Genomic DNA, 18,894 nt, shown 5'->3' with positions numbered 1-18,894 from the left:
AAAAGCTGAACGCACCGCACAAGTGGCATGGAAATTGGCCACCGGGGGCTGCTATAAAGGCAGCCCGGCTGCGTTTCACGATAGTTTCACAATGCCATCTGTGCCTGACTATTGTGCCGCGCCCCTTCCAAAGATTACTAGTGTCCCGACATGAGCCAACAATTCCAACATGATGTCTTGGTGATCGGCAGCGGTGCCGCCGGTCTCAGCTTGGCGCTCAACCTCCCTGGCCACCTGCGCATCGCGGTACTGAGCAAGGGCGACCTGGCCAACGGCTCGACCTTCTGGGCCCAGGGGGGCGTCGCGGCGGTGCTCGACGATACCGATACCGTGCAGTCCCATGTCGAGGATACCCTCAATGCCGGCGGTGGCCTGTGCAATGAAGAAGCCGTGCGCTTCACCGTCGAACACAGCCGCGAAGCCATCCAATGGCTGATCGAACAGGGCGTGCCGTTCACCCGAGACGAACACTACAGTGTCGACGACGGTGGCTTCGAGTTTCACCTGACCCGCGAAGGCGGCCACAGCCATCGGCGTATCATCCACGCCGCGGACGCCACCGGTGCGGCCATTTTCACGACGCTGCTGGGCCAGGCCCGTCAGCGCCCGAACATCGAGTTGCTGGAACAGCGCGTGGCAGTCGACCTGATCACCGAACGCCGCCTCGGGCTGCCGGGAGATCGTTGTCTGGGCGCCTACGTGCTGAACCGCAATACCGGCGAAGTCGACACCTTCGGTGCGCGTTTCACGGTGCTGGCCACCGGCGGAGCGGCGAAGGTCTACCTCTACACCAGCAATCCCGACGGGGCGTGCGGCGATGGCATTGCCATGGCCTGGCGCGCCGGCTGCCGGGTAGCGAATCTGGAGTTCAACCAGTTCCACCCCACGTGCCTGTACCACCCGCAGGCCAAGAGCTTCCTGATTACCGAAGCCCTGCGCGGTGAGGGTGCGCTGTTGCGCCTGCCCAATGGCGAGCGCTTCATGCCACGCTTCGACCCCCGCGAAGAACTGGCTCCACGGGACATCGTGGCCCGCGCTATCGACCATGAAATGAAGCGCCTGGGCGTGGACTGCGTGTACCTGGACATCACCCACAAGCCTGCCGACTTCATCAAGAGCCATTTCCCCACCGTCTACGAACGCTGCCTGACCTTCGGCATCGACATCACGCGCCAGCCGATTCCGGTGGTGCCGGCGGCGCACTACACGTGCGGCGGAGTGATGGTCGACGACCGCGGCCACACCGATGTGCCGGGTCTTTACGCCATCGGCGAGACCAGCTTCACCGGCCTGCACGGCGCCAACCGCATGGCCAGCAACTCACTGCTCGAATGCTTCGTGTACGGCCGTTCGGCCGCTGCCGACATCCAGGCGCACCTCGATGAAGTGGCAATGCCCAAGGCCCTGCCCTGCTGGGATGCCAGCCAGGTCACCGACTCGGACGAGGACGTCATCATTGCGCACAACTGGGACGAGCTACGGCGTTTCATGTGGGACTACGTCGGCATCGTACGAACCAGCAAGCGTCTGCAGCGCGCCCAGCACCGGGTGCGCATGCTGCTGGACGAAATCGACGAGTTCTACAGCAACTACAAGGTCAGCCGCGACCTGATCGAATTGCGCAACCTGGCCCAGGTCGCGGAGCTGATGATTCGCTCAGCGATGCAGCGCAAGGAGAGTCGTGGGCTGCATTACACCCTGGATTATCCGGGAATGCTGGATGAGGCGAAGGATACGATCCTGAGCCCGGCCTGTGACTCGGCCTCATCCTGATCGCCGGCAAGCCGGCTCCTGCACGCCCAGCGCCATCCTTGCAGGAGCCGGCTCGCAGGCGGTAGCGACGACGCGTCATCTGCCTACCGCGCCGACACCTCACCCCACCGGCGACGGCTGAACTTCAGCCGAACCCGCAGACGCCGATGCTGATCAGCACCCACGGCATCCCATAGCACGCATTGGCCTTCGCCCAGCCAGCCGCCTTCGCGTACGAATCTCAACACCACCACGCCAGGCAATGCCACGCTATCGCGGCACAGCCGCACCGGCTGCCAACCGCGCGCACGGCTGAACACTCGCCAGCCAAGTGCATCACGGCGCACGCCGACAACGGCGTGATCATGGGTCAACAGGATACGTCGGGGAATTACCCAGCCAGCATGAGCAAGGCAGGCGACAACGGCCAGGACGGAAAACCACCAGGGCAGCGCGATGACCCATAAGACGAACCACGCCAACACCTGACAGAACAGGTAGGCCGTCAGCAGCAGCGGCGAGCCCTGCCAACGGCACTCGAAGGACTCACTTGGGCTGGACACGATCCAGAATGATGCGGACCATGCGCTGCAGTTCAGGATCCTCGGACTCGGTACGCTCCATGAACCAGCCGAACATGTCCTGGTCTTCGCAGCTGAGCAGGCGAACATAGAGCTCGCGATCGGCTTCGCTCAGGGTCGGATAGACCTCCTGGGTGAATGGCACCAGCAGTACGTCCAGTTCCAGCATGCCGCGGCGACTGTGCCAGAAAAGCCGGTTGAGTTCAGTTTGTTCGACCATGGGGCCCTCCTCGAATGGCCGGCCAGTATACAGCGCCCGCAACGATGCGGCACCGGGCGTTGGTCTAGTCACCTACCTATTTTGTTACCGGCGTTCTATGATGGCCGCCAGTCTTTAGCCACCTCGATGACCCATGGCCGATTCCGCTTTCTTCAGTCCCCTGTCCCACGAAGGCATCCTCGCCGTCCGCGGCTCCGATGCCGGCAAGTTCCTGCAGGGTCAACTGACCTGCAACATCAACTACCTGAGCCTCGAGTACGCCAGTCTGGGTGCCCGCTGCATGGTCAAGGGGCGCATGCAGTCGAGCTTCCGTATCCTTCCCGAAGGCAACGGTTACCTGCTGGCCATGGCCAGCGAACTTCTCGAAGCGCAGATGGCCGACCTGAAAAAGTACGCTGTGTTCTCCAAGGCGACGCTGACCGACGAAAGCGCCGCATGGGCGCGCTTCGGCCTGCAAGGCGGCAACGCAGCGCTGGCAGCGCTGGGCCTGACAGCGCCAACCTCGATCGGCGCCACAGTCCGCCACCAGGGCCTGATCGCCCTCTGCGTCAGCGCAGATCGCATCGAACTCTGGGTGCCTGGTGAACAAGCTGACGCCGTGCGCGAGGTCCTGGCTGCCAGTCTGCCCGAAGGCAGCCTCAACGACTGGCTGCTGGGTCAGATCCGCGCCGGTATCGGCCAGGTGACGGGCCCGACCCGTGAATTGTTCATACCGCAGATGATCAACCTGCAGGCCGTGGATGGCGTGAGCTTCAAGAAAGGCTGCTATACCGGCCAGGAAATCGTTGCCCGCATGCAGTACCTGGGCAAGCTCAAACGTCGCCAGTACCGGCTGGCGCTCGACGAGCAGGCGGTTCCCGCACCCGGCACCGAAATCTTCTCGCCCACCCATGGCTCGTCGGTCGGTGAAGTCGTTATCGCCGCCAGCGACGGCCCGGGCTGCGAACTGCTCGCCGTGCTGAGCGCCGAGGCGGTCGAGGACGACAACCTGCACCTGGGTAGCCCGGAAGGCCCTCGCCTTACCCTGCTCGACCTGCCTTACACACTGGACCGCGACCGGGAAATCCAACGCTGACCAGCCCGCCCCGCCCTGTCGGCGGGGCCGCACCACCACTGCGGTAGAAAAGCCCATGAACAAGCTGGCCGAGATGGTTCAAGCACAACTGCTCGATGCCATCGACAATGATGACCTGGTCCTGCCGACCTTGCCCGAGGTTGCCTTGAGCATCCGCGAAGCGGCCGAGGACAGCGAGATCAGTGTTGCCGCCCTGAGCAAGGTGATCGGCCGCGATGCCGCGCTTTCGGCGCGCTTGATCAAAGTGGTCAACAGCCCGCTGCTGCGTGCAGCGGTCGAAGTCACCGACCTGCATACCGCCATCACCCGCCTGGGCATCAACTACAGCTGCAACCTGGCCATCGGCCTGGTGATCGAACAGATCTTCCATGCCCGCTCGCCTGCCGTAGAGCAGAAATTACGGGATATCTGGGCCAACAGCCTGGAAGTGGCAGGCATCAGCTATGAACTGTGCCGCCGTTACACACAATTGAAGGCTGACCAGGCCACCTTGGGCGGGCTGGTTCACCAGATCGGTGCCCTGCCGGTATTGATCTACGCCGAGGAGCACAACGAACTGTTGTCCGACCCGGTGTGCCTGCACTATGTGATCGAGGAGATCCAGCCGGCTCTGGGCGACAAGATTCTGACTTCGTGGGAGTTTCCCGAGCAACTGGTCAATCTGCCAAGCCAGGTTCAGAACCTGGAACGCGAGACCGACAAGATCGACTACATCGACATCGTGCAGATAGCCCGCGCCCTGAGCCACCGTGGTCGCAACCTGCCACTGACCGCACTGCCGGCTTACCGGCACCTGAATCTGCCCCATGGGACAGAGCTTGAGATCGGTGAGTTGCTCGAAGCCCGAAGCATGTTGCGCTGAGGTGGCGGCGCCGCCTGGGCTTTTCGCGGGCGCCCTGTGCCCACGGATGCGCTGGGTGAGCTGAACTGCCCCAACGGATTGGATTTTTGTTCAACTTCGTGGGGGCAGTCCAAACCGTGGTTTGTCCGCGAACAAGCCTGCCCAATACCCGCCTCAATCCGCGATAAAACTCACCCGCACCTTCAGCCCACCGTTCGCCCCATCATGCAGGCTGATCTGCGCCAGATGGGCGCGGCAAATCTCTCCGACAATCGCCAGCCCCAAGCCACTGCCCTGGGCACTACGCCGATAGAACCGCTCGAACACCCGTTCGCGTTCAGCCTCGGGAATTCCCGGTCCGTCATCCTCGACCTCAAGGACCGCTGGCGCCAATACCCGCAAAATGACATTACCGCCCGCCGGGGTATGGGCCAGGGCGTTGTCCACCAGATTACTCAGCAGCTCGTTGAGCAGGGTCGGCTCGCCCTTGAGCCATACCGGCGCCTCGGCTTCCAGCGCCAACGCCACTCCACGGTTGTGCGCCAGCGGCGCCATGGCCATGCCCAGCTCTCGGGCCAGCTGACTCAGGTCCAGACGCTGTGCGCCCCCTTCGGCGATCGCCCTGGCGCCATTTTCCACCCTGGCCAGCGATAGCAGCTGGTTGGCCAGATGGGTCAGGCGATCGGTGCCTTGGGCTGCGCTTTCCAGGGTCTGGCGCCACACCTCTGGCTGCGACGAGCGCAAGCCCAGTTCGACACGAGCCTTGAGCGCGGCCAACGGGGTCCGCAGTTCATGGGCCGCGTCGGCGATGAACTGCGCCTGGCGTTCGAACTGCCCGCGCAAGCGTTCGGTGAAGTGGTTCAACGCCCGCACCAGAGGGCCCAGCTCTCGCTGCACCTGCACCACCGGCAACGCGCGCAGGTCATCCGGCTGACGCTCTTCGACCGCTGTGCGCAAGCGCTCCAGCGGGCGCAGGGCGGCACTCACGGCGAACCAGACCATCACCAGGGCCCCCAAGGCCAGCATGCCCAGGCGCAGCAAAGTGTCGGCCATCAACCCGCGGGCCATACGGACCCGCGCTTCTTCGGTCTCGGCCACGCGGATCTCGGCCATACCGTTCATGTTCGGCTCGCTGACCGCCTTTAGCAGGCTGACCACACGCACGTCCTGGCCCAGGTAGGTCGCATCGTAGAAGCGGGCCAATGCCGGATAGTCGTCGGTTCGCGGCGTACCCGGTGGTGGCGGCGGCAGGTTCTCGTACCCCGAGATCAGCCGCTGCTGGATATCCAATACCTGGTAGTAGATGCGCCCGGCGCTGTCGTAGGCGAAGGTATCCAAGGCAACGTAAGGCACGTCGGCACTCAACGAACCATCACGCTGTGACAGACCTGCGGCAATGGTCCGCGCCGAAGCCAGCAGGGTGCGGTCGTAGGCGGTGTCGGCAGCTTCACGGCCGTTCCAGTAGGCGCTCAGGCCGCTGGCCAGCATCAGCACCACCAGCAGCAAGGCCAGGTTGCCCAACAGCCGGCCACGCAGGCTGCCATTGTCACGCATCGCGGTGCTCGAGCAGGTAACCAAGGCCACGGAAGGTCACGATCGCCACCGGATGGCCATCGAGCTTCTTGCGCAAGCGGTGGACGTAGATCTCGATGGCGTCTGGGCTGGCCTCCTCGTCCAGGCCGAAGACCTGGGCCGCCAACTGCTCCTTGCTCATCACGCGACCCGGGCGGGCGATCAGCGCTTCCAGCACGCCCTGCTCTCGCGAGGTCAGGGTCAGGTTGTCCTCACCCAAGGTGAAGCGCCGAGTGTCCAGGTCGTAGACCAAAGGCCCGCAACGCTGCTGACGCTCACCGCCGAGCACACTGCGGCGCAGCAACGCCTTGACCCGCGCCTCCAGTTCGGTCAGTTCGAACGGCTTGGCCAGGTAATCGTCGGCGCCCAGGTTCAATCCGTGGACCCGGTCCTTGACATCGCTGCGGGCGGTAAGCATCAGCACGGGCAAGGTCTTGCCTCGGCTTCGCAAGCGCGCCAGCACCTCGAAGCCATCCATGCGCGGCAGGCCGACATCCAGCACCGCAACGGCGTATTCCTCGCTGGCCAGGGCCAGGTCGGCGGCTACGCCATCATGCAGAACGTCCACGGTCAGGCCTTGGCTTTTCAGCGCTTGAGCCACGCTTTCGGCCAGTTGCAGGTGGTCTTCGACCAGCAGCACACGCATCGGATTCTCCCTGCTCGGGTTTGACGGTGGCGCGGAGTGTAACGCCGTCGCACGACCTGTGTAGCCCCCATTCACAAACCTTTCACGCTGAAAGGTTAGCGAAAGGTTCGTTGCCTAGCATCGCACCACGGTCGCCCCACGCGCCGAAAAAAGCACCAGCAAGGTGCAGCCGATAAGAACAATAAACGGAGTCATCCTCGATGCTGTCATCGCAGCCGCAGGCGTTCGCGCCTACCCGTTACCTGTCCGCACGTCCAAGCGCCATCGCCAGCGCTCTTGCCCTTGCCGGTGTCGCACCGATGAGCCAGGCCGCTTTCTTCGAAGACAGCACGGCCACCTTCGAAACCCGCAACATGTACTTCAATCGCGATTTTCGCGATGGCACCAGCGCGCAACAATCCAAGCGCGACGAATGGGCCCAGGGTTTCATGCTCAATTTCGAGTCCGGCTACACCGAAGGCACCGTAGGCTTCGGCCTGGATGCCTTGGGCATGCTCGGCGTCAAGCTCGACTCCAGCCCTGATCGCACCGACACCGGCCTGCTGCCCACCCACGACGATGGCAAGGCCGCCGATGAGTACTCCAAGCTCGGCCTCACCGGCAAGATCAAGGTCTCCAAGACCGAACTGAAGGTCGGTACCCTGATTCCCGAACTGCCTACCCTGCAGCCCAATGACGGGCGGATCCTGCCGCAGACCTTCGAAGGCGGGCTGCTGACTTCCAAAGAGATCAACCACCTGACCTTCACCGGCGGGCGCCTGGAAAAGGCCAAGGACCGTAACGACACCAACTGGGAAGACCTCGCCCTCAACAACAAGAACGGTCGCTTCGGCGGTACCTTCTCCGCCGACAACTTCGACCTCGCCGGACTCGACTACCAGTTCACCGACCGCATCACCGGCAGCTACCACTACGCCCAGCTGGACGACATCTACCGTCAGCACTTCCTTGGGATGGTCGCCACTCAGCCATGGGGCCCAGGCACCTTGGGCGCCGACCTGCGCCTGGCGGTGAGTGACGACCAAGGCGCAGCCAAGGCCGGCAACATCGACAACACCACCGTCAACGGCATGCTCAGCTATGCCCTGGGCGGGCACAAGGTCAGCGCGGCTTACCAGCATCTGTCCGGCGACAGCGCCTTTCCTTACGTCGACGGCGCTGACCCGTACCTGGTCAACTTCGTCCAGATCAACGACTTCGCCGGTGCCGACGAGCGCTCCTGGCAGGTGCGCTACGACTACAACTTCGCCGCGCTCGGCATTCCCGGCCTGACCTTCATGACCCGCTACATCAATGGCGACAACGTCAGCCGCGCCGATGGCAGCGAGGGCAAGGAGTGGGAGCGCAACACCGAATTCAAGTACGTGGTACAAAGCGGCCCGTTGAAGAACGTCGCCGTGCGCCTGCGCAACGCCACCTTCCGCTCCAACTTCGCGCGCGATGCCGACGAAGTGCGGCTGCTGGTGAGCTACAGCGTAGCCCTGTGGTAATCCATAACAACAACGCTCACGGAGATCGACGATGACCTTTTCAATGCGCCACCTCGTCCTGGCAACCGGCTGCCTGCTGTTGGCCGGCAACGCCCTGGCCGCCGAACCCAAACGCCCTGAATGCATCGCCCCGGCCTCGCCCGGCGGTGGTTTCGACCTGACCTGCAAGCTGGTGCAGAGCGCGCTGGTCGAGGAGAAAATCCTCAGCAAGCCCATGCGCGTGACCTACATGCCAGGTGGCGTCGGCGCAGTGGCCTACAACGCCGTGGTCGCCCAGCGCCCGGCCGACGCCGGCACCTTGGTGGCCTGGTCCAGCGGCTCGCTGCTGAACCTGGCCCAGGGCAAGTTCGGCCGCTTCGACGAGAACGCCGTGAAGTGGCTGGCGGCGGTCGGCACCAGCTATGGCGCCATCGCGGTGAAGAGCGATTCGCCCTACAAGACCCTCGATGACCTGGTCGCGGCCCTGAAGAAAGATCCAAGCAAGGTGGTGATCGGCTCTGGCGGTACCGTGGGTAGCCAGGACTGGATGCAGACCGCGTTGATCGCCAAGGCGGCCGGCATCAACCCCCGCGATCTGCGTTACGTGGCCCTGGAAGGGGGTGGCGAAATTGCCACCGCGCTGCTGGGCGGGCATATCCAGGTCGGTTCCACCGACATTTCCGACTCCATGCCGCATATCCAGAGCGGTGACATGCGCATCCTCGCGGTATTCGCCGAAAACCGCCTGGACGAGCCCGAGATGAAGAACATCCCTACCGCCAAGGAACAGGGCTACGACATCGTCTGGCCAGTGGTGCGCGGCTTCTACCTCGGCCCGAAGGTCAGCGACGAAGACTACGCCTGGTGGAAAGCCTCGTTCGACAAGATGCTGGCGTCCGAGGATTTCGCCAAGCTGCGTGACCAGCGCGAGCTGTTCCCGTTCGCCATGACCGGTGAAGAGCTGGACGTTTACGTGAAGAAGCAGGTGGCTGATTACAAGTCGCTGGCCAGGGAATTCGGCCTGATTCAGTAACTCATCAACGCTGTTTCACCCACCTGTGGGAGCGGACCTGATCCACTCCCACAGCGGCCGCGTTCTACGAGGACTCCCTGATGATCCTGCAACGCCTCTTCGCCTTGGTCCTGCTGGCGGTGTGCGCCGCCCTGGCCGTGATGGCCTGGCCTTACCAGGCTGCATTTTCCTATGAACCGGTGGGCCCGCGCGCCTACCCCTTGCTGATGCTCGGCCTGATGAGCGTCGGCCTGCTGTACCTGGCTATCCGCCCAACGCCCATCGTGCGCAAGGACGACGAACCCGAACTGGACCGCGAAACCCTCACCAAGATCGGCTTGTGCATTGGCCTGTTGCTGGTCTTCGCCAGCACCTTCGAGGCCTTGGGCTTCATCCTCAGCGCCATCCTGGTCGGCATCCCCATGGCCCGCCTGTACGGCGGCCGCTGGCTGCACAGCGCCATCGTGGTGGTGGGCATGAGCCTGTTCCTCTACTGGCTGTTCGACCGTGTGATGGATGTGCCCTTGCCCCTCGGCCTGCTCGACGTACTGGAGAACTGACACATGGATACCTTGAGCTACCTGGGCCAGGGCTTCGGCGTGGCCCTGAGCCCTTACAACCTGGTGACCGCCCTCACCGGTACCCTGATCGGCACGGTGGTCGGCCTGTTGCCGGGCCTGGGTCCGATCAACGGCGTGGCCCTGCTGATTCCCATCGCCTTCGCCCTCGGCCTGCCGCCGGAGTCGGCCCTGATTCTACTGGCCGCGGTCTACCTGGGCTGCGAGTACGGCGGCCGGATCAGTTCGATCCTGCTGAATATTCCGGGCGAAGCCTCCACCGTCATGACCACCCTCGACGGCTACCCGATGGCCCGCCAGGGCTTGGCTGGCGTGGCCCTGTCGCTGTCGGCGTGGAGTTCGTTCATCGGCGCCTTGATCGCCACCTGCGGCATGGTGCTGTTCGCGCCGTTGCTGGCGAAATGGGCAATCGCCTTCGGGCCGGCCGAGTATTTCGTGCTGATGGTGTTCGCCATCGTCGCCCTCGGCGGCATGGCCGGTGACAAACCGCTGAAGACCTTCATCGCGGCACTTATCGGCTTGTTCCTGTCGGCAGTGGGCATCGACGCCAACAGCGGTGTATACCGCTTCACCGGCGACAGCGTGCACCTGGCCGATGGCATTCAGTTCGTGGTCCTGGTGCTGGGGCTGTTCTCGATCAGCGAGATTCTCCTGCTGCTGGAGAAGACCCACCACGGCCACGCCGCGGTCAAGGCCACCGGGCGCATGCTGTTCAACTTCAAGGAAGCCGCCTCGGTGTTCGTGGTCAACATCCGCTGCGGACTGCTTGGCTTCATCATGGGCGTGCTGCCAGGTGCGGGGGCAACCCTGGCCAGCGCGGTGGCCTACATGACCGAAAAACGCATCGCGGGTAGCTCGGGCAAGTTCGGCAAGGGCGATGCCCGAGGCCTGGCAGCCCCGGAAACCGCCATCGGCGCTTCGTGCTGTGGCGCGCTGGTGCCCATGCTGACCCTCGGCGTACCGGGCTCGGGAACCACGGCGGTGATGATCGGCGCACTGACCCTGTACAACATCACACCGGGCCCGCTGCTGTTCGAGCAACAACCGGACATCGTCTGGGGTCTGATCGCCTCGCTGTTCGTCGCCAACATCATGCTGGTGATCCTGAACATCCCGATGATCCGCCTCTTCACCCGCATCCTCGCAGTACCGAACTGGGCACTGGTGCCGGTGATCGCGATCATCACCGCGATCGGCGTATACGCCGTGCACGCCACCACCTTCGACCTGTTCCTGATGGTCGGCATCGGCATCATGGGCTACATCCTGCGCAAGCTGGACTTCCCGCTTTCGCCGATCCTGCTCGGGTTCATCCTCGGCGGCCTGATGGAGCAAAACCTGCGCCGCGCGCTGTCGATCTCCAACGGTGAACTGGGCATCCTCTGGTCGAGCCCCATCAGCATGGGTGTGTGGGTACTGGTGGTGTGCATGTTGGCCCTGCCGCTGGTGCGCATCTGGCGTAAACGCAGCCTGCAGCGTCGGGCCATGGCCGATGCCTGATCGGCAGTTCCCTCTGTTCTGGGCAACCGGGCTGGTCGGGCTGGCTGGTGGCTTTCTCGCCAGCACGATCGGCTGGCCTTTGCCATGGATGGTCGGCTCGTTGCTGGCGATCATCCTGGTGCGCTGCCTGACGCCCTGGCAGCTCGCGGAAATCCCTAATGGCCGCAAGGGCGGGCAATGCATCATCGGCATCGGCATCGGCCTGCACTTCACGCCGGCGGTGGTCGAGCAGGTCAGCAGCCATTTTGCCTTGATCTTCTTCGGCGCACTGCTCACCACGCTGTCCAGCGTGATTGGGGTCTGGATGCTGCGCCGCACCGGCGAGGACCGGGCGACGGCGTTCTTCGCCAGTATGCCGGGCGGCTCCGGGGAAATGGTCAACCTCGGCGCACGCAACGGAGCCGTGCTCAGCCAGGTCGCTGCGGCGCAGAGCCTGCGGGTGCTGGCCGTGGTGCTGGTGGTGCCGGCGCTGTTCAAGTTCCTTCTGGGGGATGGCATACCGCTCAATCATACCGGCAGCGTGAGCTGGAGTTGGCTGGCCCTGATCGTGCCGCTGAGCATCTTGGCAGGCCTGGCCTGGCAGCGCTTACGTCAACCTAACCCCTGGTTGTTCGGGCCATTGTTGGTCGCGGCAACAGTCAGCCTGGCGGGCAATCTGCAAATCGCCCTGCCCAACGGCGCCAGTCAGATCGGCCAATGGCTGATCGGCAGCGGCCTGGCTTGCCACTTCAACCGTGCGTTCTTCCGCCGGGCACCGTCGTTTCTCGGACGCACATTGATTGCCACGGCGCTGTGCATGCTTATTGCCGGAAGTGCGGCGTGGGCCTTGAGCGTGATGACCGGGCTGGATTTGCGGTCATTGACGCTGGGGATGATGCCCGGTGGGATTGCCGAGATGAGCTTGACGGCCGAGACCTTGCAGCTGTCGGTGCCACTGGTGACGGCCTTGCAGGTGATGCGCCTGCTGATGGTGCTGTTCCTGGCAGAGCCGTTGTTCAGATTGTGGAAGACTTGAGCGCGCCCGGGCCTCATCGCCGGCAAGCCGGCTCCTGTGCGGAGCGCGTCGCCTCTGGAGCAGCCGGCGATGACCCTGTTCAAAGTGGCGGCAATGCCCAGTTGATCGGCACCAACCCTCGCTGCTCAAGGAAGCTGTTGGCCCGACTGAAATGCCCACACCCAAAGAAACCGCGATAGGCCGACAACGGCGACGGATGCACCGACTTGAGCACCAGATGCTTGGTACCGTCGATCAGCTTCTGCTTGCTCTGGGCATGCGCGCCCCACAGCAGGAACACCACATTCGGGCACTGCTCGCTCACCACCTGAATGATGCGGTCGGTGAAGAACTCCCAGCCTTTCTTGGCATGCGAAGCCGCGTTCGCACGCTCCACGGTCATGGTGGTGTTGAGCAGCAGCACGCCCTGCTCGGCCCAGCTTTGCAGATAGCCGTGATCAGGGATGGCGATGTTCAGGTCGCGTTGCAGTTCCTTGTAGATGTTGACCAGTGACGGTGGTGTCGGCACGCCCGGCTGCACCGAGAAACACAGACCATGGGCCTGGCCTGGGCCGTGGTAAGGATCCTGGCCGAGAATGACCACTTTGACCTGCTCCAGCGGGGTGGAGTTGAGCGCATTGAAGATCAGCGGCCCCGGTGGGTAGATTTCCTTGCCGGCCGCGTACTCCTGGCGCAGGAACTCGCGCAGCTGGTGCATGTAGGGCTGGTCGAATTCGCCACGCAATGCGGCTTTCCAGCTGGGTTCGAGTTTGATGCGATCGTCGTCAGTCATGGGGCCATCCGTAAACAATGGCGCGACACTAGGTAAGCCGCCCCCCCTTGTCAATCAGTCCGACCGGCGACCGGCATGATCGGCAAGGCAAGCCATACTTGTGCGATGACCTGTACGAGGTAGCACATGTCCATTCATTGCGAGGTACTCACCGGCGCCGACGGCGCCCGTATCGGCATTGCCACGCTGGATGCCCCCAAGGCGCTCAATGCCCTCAATCTACCGATGATCGAGGTGTTGGCTGAACACCTGCATGCCTGGGCCCACGACCCTGGCGTAGTCTGCGTATTGCTGCGCGGCAGCGGGCCCAAGGCGTTCTGCGCAGGAGGCGACGTGCGGGCGCTGGCCCAAGCCTGCCGCGAACACCCAGGCAGCGTCCCACCACTGGCAGCGACCTTCTTCGCCGCCGAGTACAGCCTCGACTACATGCTGCACACCTACCCCAAACCCCTGCTGTGCTGGGGCCACGGCCATGTGCTCGGCGGCGGCATGGGGCTGCTGCAGGGCGCCGGGGTACGTATCGTGACACCCAGCAGCCGCCTGGCGATGCCGGAAATCAGCATCGGGCTTTATCCGGATGTCGGCGCCAGCTGGTTCCTCGCCCGTCTGCCGGGCAGGTTGGGGCTGTTCCTGGGGCTGACCGGCGCACCGATCAACGCCCGCGACGCGATTGACCTGGGGTTGGCCGACCGCTTCTTGGGCGAACACCAGCAAGAAGCCTTGATCGAGGAGCTGCTGCAACTGAATTGGCAGGAACAGACCGAACTGCAACTGAACAGTCTGCTCAAGGCCGAACAGCATCGAGCCTGTGCCGAGTTACCCGAGGCCCAGTGGTTGCCGCGCCGACGAATGATCGACGAGTTGCTCGACGTGGCCGACCCCGCGAGTGCCTGGCGTGCGCTTGAGGGTCTGAAACAGCATTCGGACCCACTGCTGGCCGAAGCAGGCCAACGCCTGCACGAAGGCTGCCCGCTGACCGCGCATCTGGTGTGGGAACAAATTCGGCGCGCGCGGCATCTTTCCTTGGCCCAGGTTTTCCAGATGGAATACACCATGAGCCTCAACTGCTGCCGGCACCCAGAGTTCAGCGAAGGCGTACGTGCCCGTCTGCTGGACAAGGACAACCAGCCACACTGGCACTGGCCAGACATCGCACAGGTGCCCTTGGCGGTGGTCGAGGCACATTTCGCCAAAGTGTGGGAAGGCCGGCATCCATTGGCCGACCTGGCCTAGCACCCTGGTGTTCGGGGCTGCAGTGCAGCCCCTGCAGCAAGCGATGGAGCTGAATCACCGTTGCCAGTTGCGGTCCCCTCCGCGGCCACGGTCCGGCCGCCGGTCACGGTCACCGTGTCCGTTCGAATGCCACCGCTCGTTCTGGTAACGCTTGCTGTCATTGCGGTAGTCGTGACGATCGCGGTCACGCCCATCGTCATAGCGCTGGCGATGGCCATAGTCGAAGCGAGGGTTACCATGCCACTGGTTCACACCCGGACGGGGATGAGGCCTGTAGTACGGTGCAGGCGCTGGCCGGTAATAGCGTGGCGCTGGCTGATAGTAGTAGCGCGGTTGTGGCGTTACATAGTAGCGGTCATAACGGTAGTACCCCGGCGACACGTAGCGATCGGAGGAGTAGTAATCCGAGCGGTAATAGCCCCCACTCTCGTAGTAGGGCACGCAGGCGGACGTCATCAGGCCCAGCAGGGCGATCAGCAGAATTCGATAGGACATGGCGGCCTCCTGGACCGCAGGGGTGCCCGAACAGCGGCGCTGGCGAGCGTCGACGAGAAGCGATCGTCGACAACCAATAAGACCGTCCAGTCGGGGTGCAGTGCCATTTTCGCAACAAATTGAAACAGGTCCGAGTACCCCCAAAAAAGATGCAGTCATTTCTCGGGCATCTCACTAGAATGGGCAGCTCGGCACACATCACGGGACGATCATGCCTCCACGCTCCGCCCTGTTTTCACAGCGCTCGCTGATCCTCACCCTGCTGGTGCTGCTGGCCTGCGGCTTCCTGGCCACCTCGCTGCTCAGCTACTACTCCTCGCGTAGCGCCATCCATGACGGAATCGTCCATACCGAACTGCCGCTGACGTCCGACACGGTCTACTCGGAAATCCAGAAAGACCTCATTCGCCCTGTACTGATCGCCTCGATGATGGCCCAGGACACCTTCCTGCGCGACTGGGTGCTGGCCGGCGAACAGGACACCCGGCGCATCACCCGTTACCTGGGCGAAGTCATGGGCAAGCAGGACACCTGCACCTCGTTCTTCGTCTCCGACCGCAGCCTCACTTACTACCAGGCCAAAGGCGTACTCAAGCAAGTCCAGCCCGGCACCTGGCGCGATGAATGGTATTTCCGCCTGCGCGAGCTCAAGGCCCCTTACGAGATCAACGTCGACCTGGACATGGCCAACCAGGACAGCCTGACGGTGTTCATCAACTATCGCGTGCTGGACTACCAGCAACGCTTCATCGGCGCGGCAGGTGTGGGGCTCAGCGTGGCGTCGGTGGTCAAGCTGATCGACAACTACCAACGGCGCTATCAGCGCTCGGTGTTCTTCACCGATGCCCAAGGCAAGATCCTGCTGACCGGCTCCGATGGCGGTCCTCATGGCTTGCGCGTCGGACAGATGCTCGGCGACAGCGGCGACTTCGCCGCGCTGCTGGCGCAAGCCGCGGTGCCTGACGAAGGCAGCCACGAATATCAGGATGGCGCTGGACACAGTCACTTCCTCAACGTGCGCAAACTGCCTGAGCTGGACTGGTACCTCCTGGTGGACAAGCGCGAGACCGGCACGCTGGACCGCGTCCGCCATGCTCTTTACCTGAATTTGGCGATCTGCGCGATGATCACCCTGGTGGTGCTGTCGTTGCTCAATGCAATGCTCCAGCGGCACCAGGCCAGCACGACCGCGTTGGCCACGCTCGACAGCCTTACCGGCCTGCCCAATCGACGCAGTTTCGACCTACTGGCCGCCCAGGCATTGCTGGAAGCCCAGCGTGACCGGGCGCCACTGGTGGCGCTGCTGATCGACCTGGACCACTTCAAGGCGCTCAACGACACCCACGGCCACCTGGCAGGCGACGAAGTGTTGCGCCAGTTCGCCCAGGTGCTGCAAGGCAGCCTGCGCCAGTCGGATATAATCTGCCGCTGGGGCGGTGAGGAGTTCATCGTGTTGCTGCGCGAGGCCAACGGTCGCCAAGCCATCGAAGTGGCCGAGAAGATCCGCCGACGCACCGAACAATTGACGTTCACCTACGAAGACCAACCGCTACGCCTGACCACCAGTATCGGCCTGGGCAACCTTCAGCCGGGCGACACCGTCCATACCCTGCTGACCCGCGCCGACCGAGCGCTTTACCGTGCCAAGCAGGCCGGTCGCAACCGCGTCTGCACTGAAATCCCCGGATCCGACCATGAATGACAAGCAGCACTGCCCCGCCTGTGGCGCCCCCAACCAGTGCACCTTGGCCGATCCACGCAGCGCCACCCAGGCTTGCTGGTGCTTTGGCGTGGCCATCGACCCCGCCGTGCTCCAGGCCCTGCCCGCCGAGCTGCGCGACAAGGCCTGCCTGTGTCCACGCTGTGCCGGTGTTCTGGCACAACTCGAAGCAGCGCCCGACTCGCCAACGCGCTAGACTGCCCCCCCGCTGTTATCCCTGCCGTGCCTCATGCGACTTGACCGTTTCCTCGCCAATCTCCCCGACTACAACCGTCAGCAGGTGCGACGACTGCTGGCACAACGACGTGTGCGAGTGAATGGCGAGGTGGCGCATGACCCACTGCTGGAAGTGAACGACTTCAGCCGCATCGAAGTGGACGACAAGTTGCTTCAGGCAGGCTACCCGGCTCGCTACCTGATGCTGCACAAGCCCACCGGTTGCGTCAGCGCCACACAGGACCCTCGGCACCGCACGGTGCTGGACCTGCTACCCGCCGAGCAGCGAGACGGCCTGCACATCGCCGGACGCCTGGACTACAACACCACCGGCCTGATGATCCTGACCAATGACGGCCAATGGTCGAGACGACTCACCCAGCCCAGGACCAAACTGCCCAAACGCTACCTGGTCGAGACCGAGGACGAGATCGGCGACCACTATGTCGCCAGGTTCCGGGAAGGCTTCTACTTCGCCTTCGAAAACCTCACCACCCTGCCTGCCCAACTGGACATCCTCGGCCCGCGGCAGGCCCGGCTGGCAATCGTCGAAGGACGTTACCACCAGGTCAAGCGCATGTTCGGGCACTTCGACAACAAGGTCGTGGGGCTGCACCGGGAAAGCATGGGCCCGATTCAACTGGACCCAGCCCTTGAGCCAGGGGCGTTCAGGGCGCTGACAGCCGAGGAAATCGCCTCGGTCTAGCTCACCTTCCAGGGCCACGAAAAGCGGCGAAGGCGGGAGCCGGCGTGCCGACCAAGGCCCCCCGGCAGGCGGCAGATGATCGACACACGACCGTCCAGCGGCCAACGTCACATTTTTCCCTGAACGGCACTTGCGGGATCCCGCACCTGCTGCTTGAATCCAAATCGTCAGTCTGCATGTGACTTGCTAGTCACACACGCAGTCCAAGACGCCTTTTGCCGGCCACCCAGGGCCTCGATGCCTTGGGGCACGGCGAATCGCCCGCGAAAAACAATACCGTCGACACACGTGCCAAGGATCGACACAGGGCCCCCGGTTTCTCTTCAGGCGTATGCCTACCTGTCATAAAGAACGTGCACCCTAGGTGACGCGAATACCCTTTTTGCGCCAGGAGTCGAAGACATGAGGCCAGAAATTGCTGTACTTGATATTCAAGGTCAGTATCGGGTTTACACGGAGTTCTATCGCGCGGAAGCGGCCGAAAAAACGATCATCCTGATCAACGGGTCGCTGGCCACTACGGCCTCGTTCGCCCAGACGGTGCGCAACCTGCACCCGCAATTCAACGTGGTGCTGTACGACCAGCCCTATGCAGGCAAGTCCAAGCCCCACAACCGCCAGGAGCGCCTGATCACCAAGGAGACCGAAGCGCACATTCTTCTTGAGCTGATCGAGCACTTCCGTGCCGACCACGTAATGTCGTTCTCCTGGGGTGGCGCCTGTACCCTGCTGGCGCTGGCGCACCAGCCGCGACTGGTGAAGAAAGCGGTGGTCAGCTCGTTCTCGCCAATCATCAACGAAGCGATGCGCGACTACCTGGAGCGCGGATGCCAGTACCTGGCTGCCTGCGACCGCTACCAGGTGGGCAACCTGGTCAACGACACCATTGGCAAGCACCTGCCGTCGCTGTTCAAGCGCTTCAACTACCGGCATGTCAGCAGCCTGGACAGCCACGAGTACGCACAGATGCACTTCCACATCAATCAAGTGCTGCAACACGACCTGGAGCGTGCACTGAAAGCTGCGGTCAACATCGACATTCCGGTGCTGTTCATCAACGGTGATCGCGACGAGTACACCACCGCCGAGGATGCCCGGCACTTCAGCCAGCACGTTGGCAAGAGCCACTTCAGCGTGATCCGCGATGCTGGCCACTTCCTCGACATGGAGCACAAGGCCGCCTGCGAGGAAACCCGTGATGTCGTGCTGGGCTTCCTCAAGCCAACCGTGCGTGAAACCCGTCAACGCTTCAACTTCGTCCCGGGGCAACATGCACTGGCCATCTGAGCGCATCGGCGTCCCGTAGCCGTTCACCCGCAGGCTATGGGTCGCCGACAGCTTTTTTATAACTTGGGCTTCTCAAGGAAGGAGGGTTCTGGTAAAAAGTCGACCGTCTACGCGGGTATAGTTTAATGGTAGAACAGTAGCTTCCCAAGCTTCCGACGAGGGTTCGATTCCCTCTACCCGCTCCACATCGCATTCCCGCATGAC

General features: G+C 63.2%; 19 protein-coding genes and 1 tRNA gene. 14 read left to right on the top strand and 6 right to left on the bottom strand.

All coding sequences use genetic code 11. From position 1 onward, the window contains the following. The first annotated feature begins 150 nt into the window (after positions 1-150). Positions 151-1,773: an L-aspartate oxidase gene (gene nadB, locus VXM67_RS07275; RefSeq protein WP_023378964.1), complete on the top strand. Its 1,623-nt coding sequence runs from the start codon at positions 151-153 to the stop codon at positions 1,771-1,773. Between the two features lie 83 nt (positions 1,774-1,856). On the opposite strand, the gene VXM67_RS07270 is transcribed toward nadB, so the two are convergent. Next, positions 1,857-2,315: a protein YgfX gene (locus tag VXM67_RS07270; RefSeq protein WP_023378962.1), complete on the bottom strand. Its 459-nt coding sequence runs from the start codon at positions 2,313-2,315 to the stop codon at positions 1,857-1,859. Next, positions 2,299-2,553, bottom strand: coding sequence for a succinate dehydrogenase assembly factor 2 (locus VXM67_RS07265; protein ID WP_008094993.1), 255 nt, complete (start codon positions 2,551-2,553; stop codon positions 2,299-2,301). Before VXM67_RS07265 ends, VXM67_RS07270 begins: the two co-directional genes overlap by 17 nt. A gap of 133 nt (positions 2,554-2,686) precedes the next feature. On the opposite strand from VXM67_RS07265, the gene VXM67_RS07260 reads away from it, so the two are divergent. Both VXM67_RS07260 and VXM67_RS07255 read left to right on the top strand, forming a co-directional pair. Next, positions 2,687-3,628: a folate-binding protein YgfZ gene (locus VXM67_RS07260; RefSeq protein WP_027908114.1), complete on the top strand. Its 942-nt coding sequence runs from the start codon at positions 2,687-2,689 to the stop codon at positions 3,626-3,628. A gap of 55 nt (positions 3,629-3,683) precedes the next feature. Then, entirely contained in the window at positions 3,684-4,490 is an 807-nt protein-coding gene (locus VXM67_RS07255) for an HDOD domain-containing protein (RefSeq protein WP_023378959.1), read from the top strand. Between the two features lie 153 nt (positions 4,491-4,643). Here the strand turns inward: VXM67_RS07255 and VXM67_RS07250 are convergent, their stop codons facing one another. Both VXM67_RS07250 and VXM67_RS07245 read right to left on the bottom strand, forming a co-directional pair. Continuing rightward, the gene (locus VXM67_RS07250; protein ID WP_023378958.1) at positions 4,644-6,023 is read right to left on the bottom strand and encodes a sensor histidine kinase; all 1,380 of its coding nucleotides are present in this window, start codon (positions 6,021-6,023) and stop codon (positions 4,644-4,646) included. Beyond that, positions 6,016-6,687 (bottom strand): response regulator, encoded by a 672-nt coding sequence (locus VXM67_RS07245; protein ID WP_027908113.1) that lies wholly within the window; start codon positions 6,685-6,687, stop codon positions 6,016-6,018. Before VXM67_RS07245 ends, VXM67_RS07250 begins: the two co-directional genes overlap by 8 nt. 200 nt (positions 6,688-6,887) lie before the next feature. Here VXM67_RS07245 and VXM67_RS07240 point away from each other — a divergent pair, with 200 nt between their 5' ends. From VXM67_RS07240 to VXM67_RS07220, 5 genes are all read left to right on the top strand, one after another. Then, positions 6,888-8,177: an OprD family porin gene (locus VXM67_RS07240; RefSeq protein ID WP_023378954.1), complete on the top strand. Its 1,290-nt coding sequence runs from the start codon at positions 6,888-6,890 to the stop codon at positions 8,175-8,177. A gap of 31 nt (positions 8,178-8,208) precedes the next feature. Then, positions 8,209-9,189, top strand: coding sequence for a tripartite tricarboxylate transporter substrate binding protein (locus VXM67_RS07235; protein WP_023378953.1), 981 nt, complete (start codon positions 8,209-8,211; stop codon positions 9,187-9,189). A gap of 80 nt (positions 9,190-9,269) precedes the next feature. Beyond that, positions 9,270-9,728 carry a tripartite tricarboxylate transporter TctB family protein gene (locus VXM67_RS07230; RefSeq protein WP_023378952.1) on the top strand — a complete coding sequence of 153 codons (459 nt, stop codon included), beginning with the start codon at positions 9,270-9,272 and terminating at the stop codon, positions 9,726-9,728. 3 nt (positions 9,729-9,731) lie between these two features. Next, positions 9,732-11,246: a tripartite tricarboxylate transporter permease gene (locus VXM67_RS07225; RefSeq protein WP_023378951.1), complete on the top strand. Its 1,515-nt coding sequence runs from the start codon at positions 9,732-9,734 to the stop codon at positions 11,244-11,246. Beyond that, a complete protein-coding gene (locus VXM67_RS07220; RefSeq protein WP_023378950.1) occupies positions 11,239-12,261 on the top strand; it encodes an AbrB family transcriptional regulator in 1,023 nt (340 codons plus the stop codon). The genes VXM67_RS07225 and VXM67_RS07220 overlap by 8 nt, the downstream gene beginning before the upstream one ends. A gap of 79 nt (positions 12,262-12,340) precedes the next feature. On the opposite strand, the gene ung is transcribed toward VXM67_RS07220, so the two are convergent. After that, on the bottom strand, positions 12,341-13,033 hold the full coding sequence (gene ung, locus VXM67_RS07215) for a uracil-DNA glycosylase (RefSeq protein WP_023378949.1): 693 nt from the start codon (positions 13,031-13,033) through the stop codon (positions 12,341-12,343). A 126-nt stretch (positions 13,034-13,159) separates the two neighbouring features. Here ung and VXM67_RS07210 point away from each other — a divergent pair, with 126 nt between their 5' ends. Beyond that, complete coding sequence (locus tag VXM67_RS07210) at positions 13,160-14,266, top strand: enoyl-CoA hydratase/isomerase family protein (protein WP_023378948.1); 1,107 nt, start codon at positions 13,160-13,162, stop codon at positions 14,264-14,266. A gap of 54 nt (positions 14,267-14,320) precedes the next feature. On the opposite strand, the gene VXM67_RS07205 is transcribed toward VXM67_RS07210, so the two are convergent. Continuing rightward, entirely contained in the window at positions 14,321-14,761 is a 441-nt protein-coding gene (locus tag VXM67_RS07205; protein WP_023378947.1) for a hypothetical protein, read from the bottom strand. Between the two features lie 211 nt (positions 14,762-14,972). Here VXM67_RS07205 and VXM67_RS07200 point away from each other — a divergent pair, with 211 nt between their 5' ends. The 5 genes from VXM67_RS07200 (at position 14,973) to VXM67_RS07180 (ending at position 18,875) form a co-directional block, all read left to right on the top strand. Continuing rightward, on the top strand, positions 14,973-16,463 hold the full coding sequence (locus tag VXM67_RS07200) for a sensor domain-containing diguanylate cyclase (RefSeq protein WP_023378946.1): 1,491 nt from the start codon (positions 14,973-14,975) through the stop codon (positions 16,461-16,463). Further along, the gene (locus tag VXM67_RS07195; protein ID WP_023378945.1) at positions 16,456-16,677 is read left to right on the top strand and encodes a cysteine-rich CWC family protein; all 222 of its coding nucleotides are present in this window, start codon (positions 16,456-16,458) and stop codon (positions 16,675-16,677) included. The genes VXM67_RS07200 and VXM67_RS07195 overlap by 8 nt, the downstream gene beginning before the upstream one ends. 33 nt (positions 16,678-16,710) lie before the next feature. Then, entirely contained in the window at positions 16,711-17,403 is a 693-nt protein-coding gene (locus VXM67_RS07190; RefSeq protein WP_023378944.1) for a pseudouridine synthase, read from the top strand. 402 nt (positions 17,404-17,805) lie between these two features. Beyond that, on the top strand, positions 17,806-18,690 hold the full coding sequence (locus VXM67_RS07185) for an alpha/beta fold hydrolase (RefSeq protein WP_023378943.1): 885 nt from the start codon (positions 17,806-17,808) through the stop codon (positions 18,688-18,690). A 111-nt stretch (positions 18,691-18,801) separates the two neighbouring features. Next, positions 18,802-18,875 (top strand) — tRNA-Gly (locus tag VXM67_RS07180). Positions 18,876-18,894 lie beyond the last annotated feature (19 nt).

It is taken from the genome of Pseudomonas sp. Rh2 (genome assembly GCF_040762985.1).
Taxonomy (GTDB): Bacteria; Pseudomonadota; Gammaproteobacteria; order Pseudomonadales; family Pseudomonadaceae; genus Aquipseudomonas; species Aquipseudomonas taiwanensis.
This window is presented reverse-complemented; position numbering and strand designations above follow the sequence as displayed.

Excerpts from the sequence above, each read along its gene's own strand:
- VXM67_RS07235 (WP_023378953.1), top strand. The coding sequence starts at position 8,209 with ATGACCTTTTCAATGCGCCACCTCGTCCTGGCAACCGGCTGCCTGCTG.
- VXM67_RS07220 (WP_023378950.1), top strand. The coding sequence starts at position 11,239 with ATGCCTGATCGGCAGTTCCCTCTGTTCTGGGCAACCGGGCTGGTCGGG.
- VXM67_RS07245 (WP_027908113.1), bottom strand. The coding sequence starts at position 6,687 with ATGCGTGTGCTGCTGGTCGAAGACCACCTGCAACTGGCCGAAAGCGTG.
- VXM67_RS07195 (WP_023378945.1), top strand. The coding sequence starts at position 16,456 with ATGAATGACAAGCAGCACTGCCCCGCCTGTGGCGCCCCCAACCAGTGC.
- VXM67_RS07225 (WP_023378951.1), top strand. The coding sequence starts at position 9,732 with ATGGATACCTTGAGCTACCTGGGCCAGGGCTTCGGCGTGGCCCTGAGC.
- VXM67_RS07205 (WP_023378947.1), bottom strand. The coding sequence starts at position 14,761 with ATGTCCTATCGAATTCTGCTGATCGCCCTGCTGGGCCTGATGACGTCC.
- VXM67_RS07210 (WP_023378948.1), top strand. The coding sequence starts at position 13,160 with ATGTCCATTCATTGCGAGGTACTCACCGGCGCCGACGGCGCCCGTATC.
- VXM67_RS07255 (WP_023378959.1), top strand. The coding sequence starts at position 3,684 with ATGAACAAGCTGGCCGAGATGGTTCAAGCACAACTGCTCGATGCCATC.
- VXM67_RS07260 (WP_027908114.1), top strand. The coding sequence starts at position 2,687 with ATGGCCGATTCCGCTTTCTTCAGTCCCCTGTCCCACGAAGGCATCCTC.
- VXM67_RS07240 (WP_023378954.1), top strand. The coding sequence starts at position 6,888 with ATGCTGTCATCGCAGCCGCAGGCGTTCGCGCCTACCCGTTACCTGTCC.
- VXM67_RS07185 (WP_023378943.1), top strand. The coding sequence starts at position 17,806 with ATGAGGCCAGAAATTGCTGTACTTGATATTCAAGGTCAGTATCGGGTT.
- VXM67_RS07250 (WP_023378958.1), bottom strand. The coding sequence starts at position 6,023 with ATGCGTGACAATGGCAGCCTGCGTGGCCGGCTGTTGGGCAACCTGGCC.
- VXM67_RS07190 (WP_023378944.1), top strand. The coding sequence starts at position 16,711 with ATGCGACTTGACCGTTTCCTCGCCAATCTCCCCGACTACAACCGTCAG.
- ung (WP_023378949.1), bottom strand. The coding sequence starts at position 13,033 with ATGACTGACGACGATCGCATCAAACTCGAACCCAGCTGGAAAGCCGCA.
- nadB (WP_023378964.1), top strand. The coding sequence starts at position 151 with ATGAGCCAACAATTCCAACATGATGTCTTGGTGATCGGCAGCGGTGCC.
- VXM67_RS07200 (WP_023378946.1), top strand. The coding sequence starts at position 14,973 with ATGCCTCCACGCTCCGCCCTGTTTTCACAGCGCTCGCTGATCCTCACC.
- VXM67_RS07265 (WP_008094993.1), bottom strand. The coding sequence starts at position 2,553 with ATGGTCGAACAAACTGAACTCAACCGGCTTTTCTGGCACAGTCGCCGC.
- VXM67_RS07230 (WP_023378952.1), top strand. The coding sequence starts at position 9,270 with ATGATCCTGCAACGCCTCTTCGCCTTGGTCCTGCTGGCGGTGTGCGCC.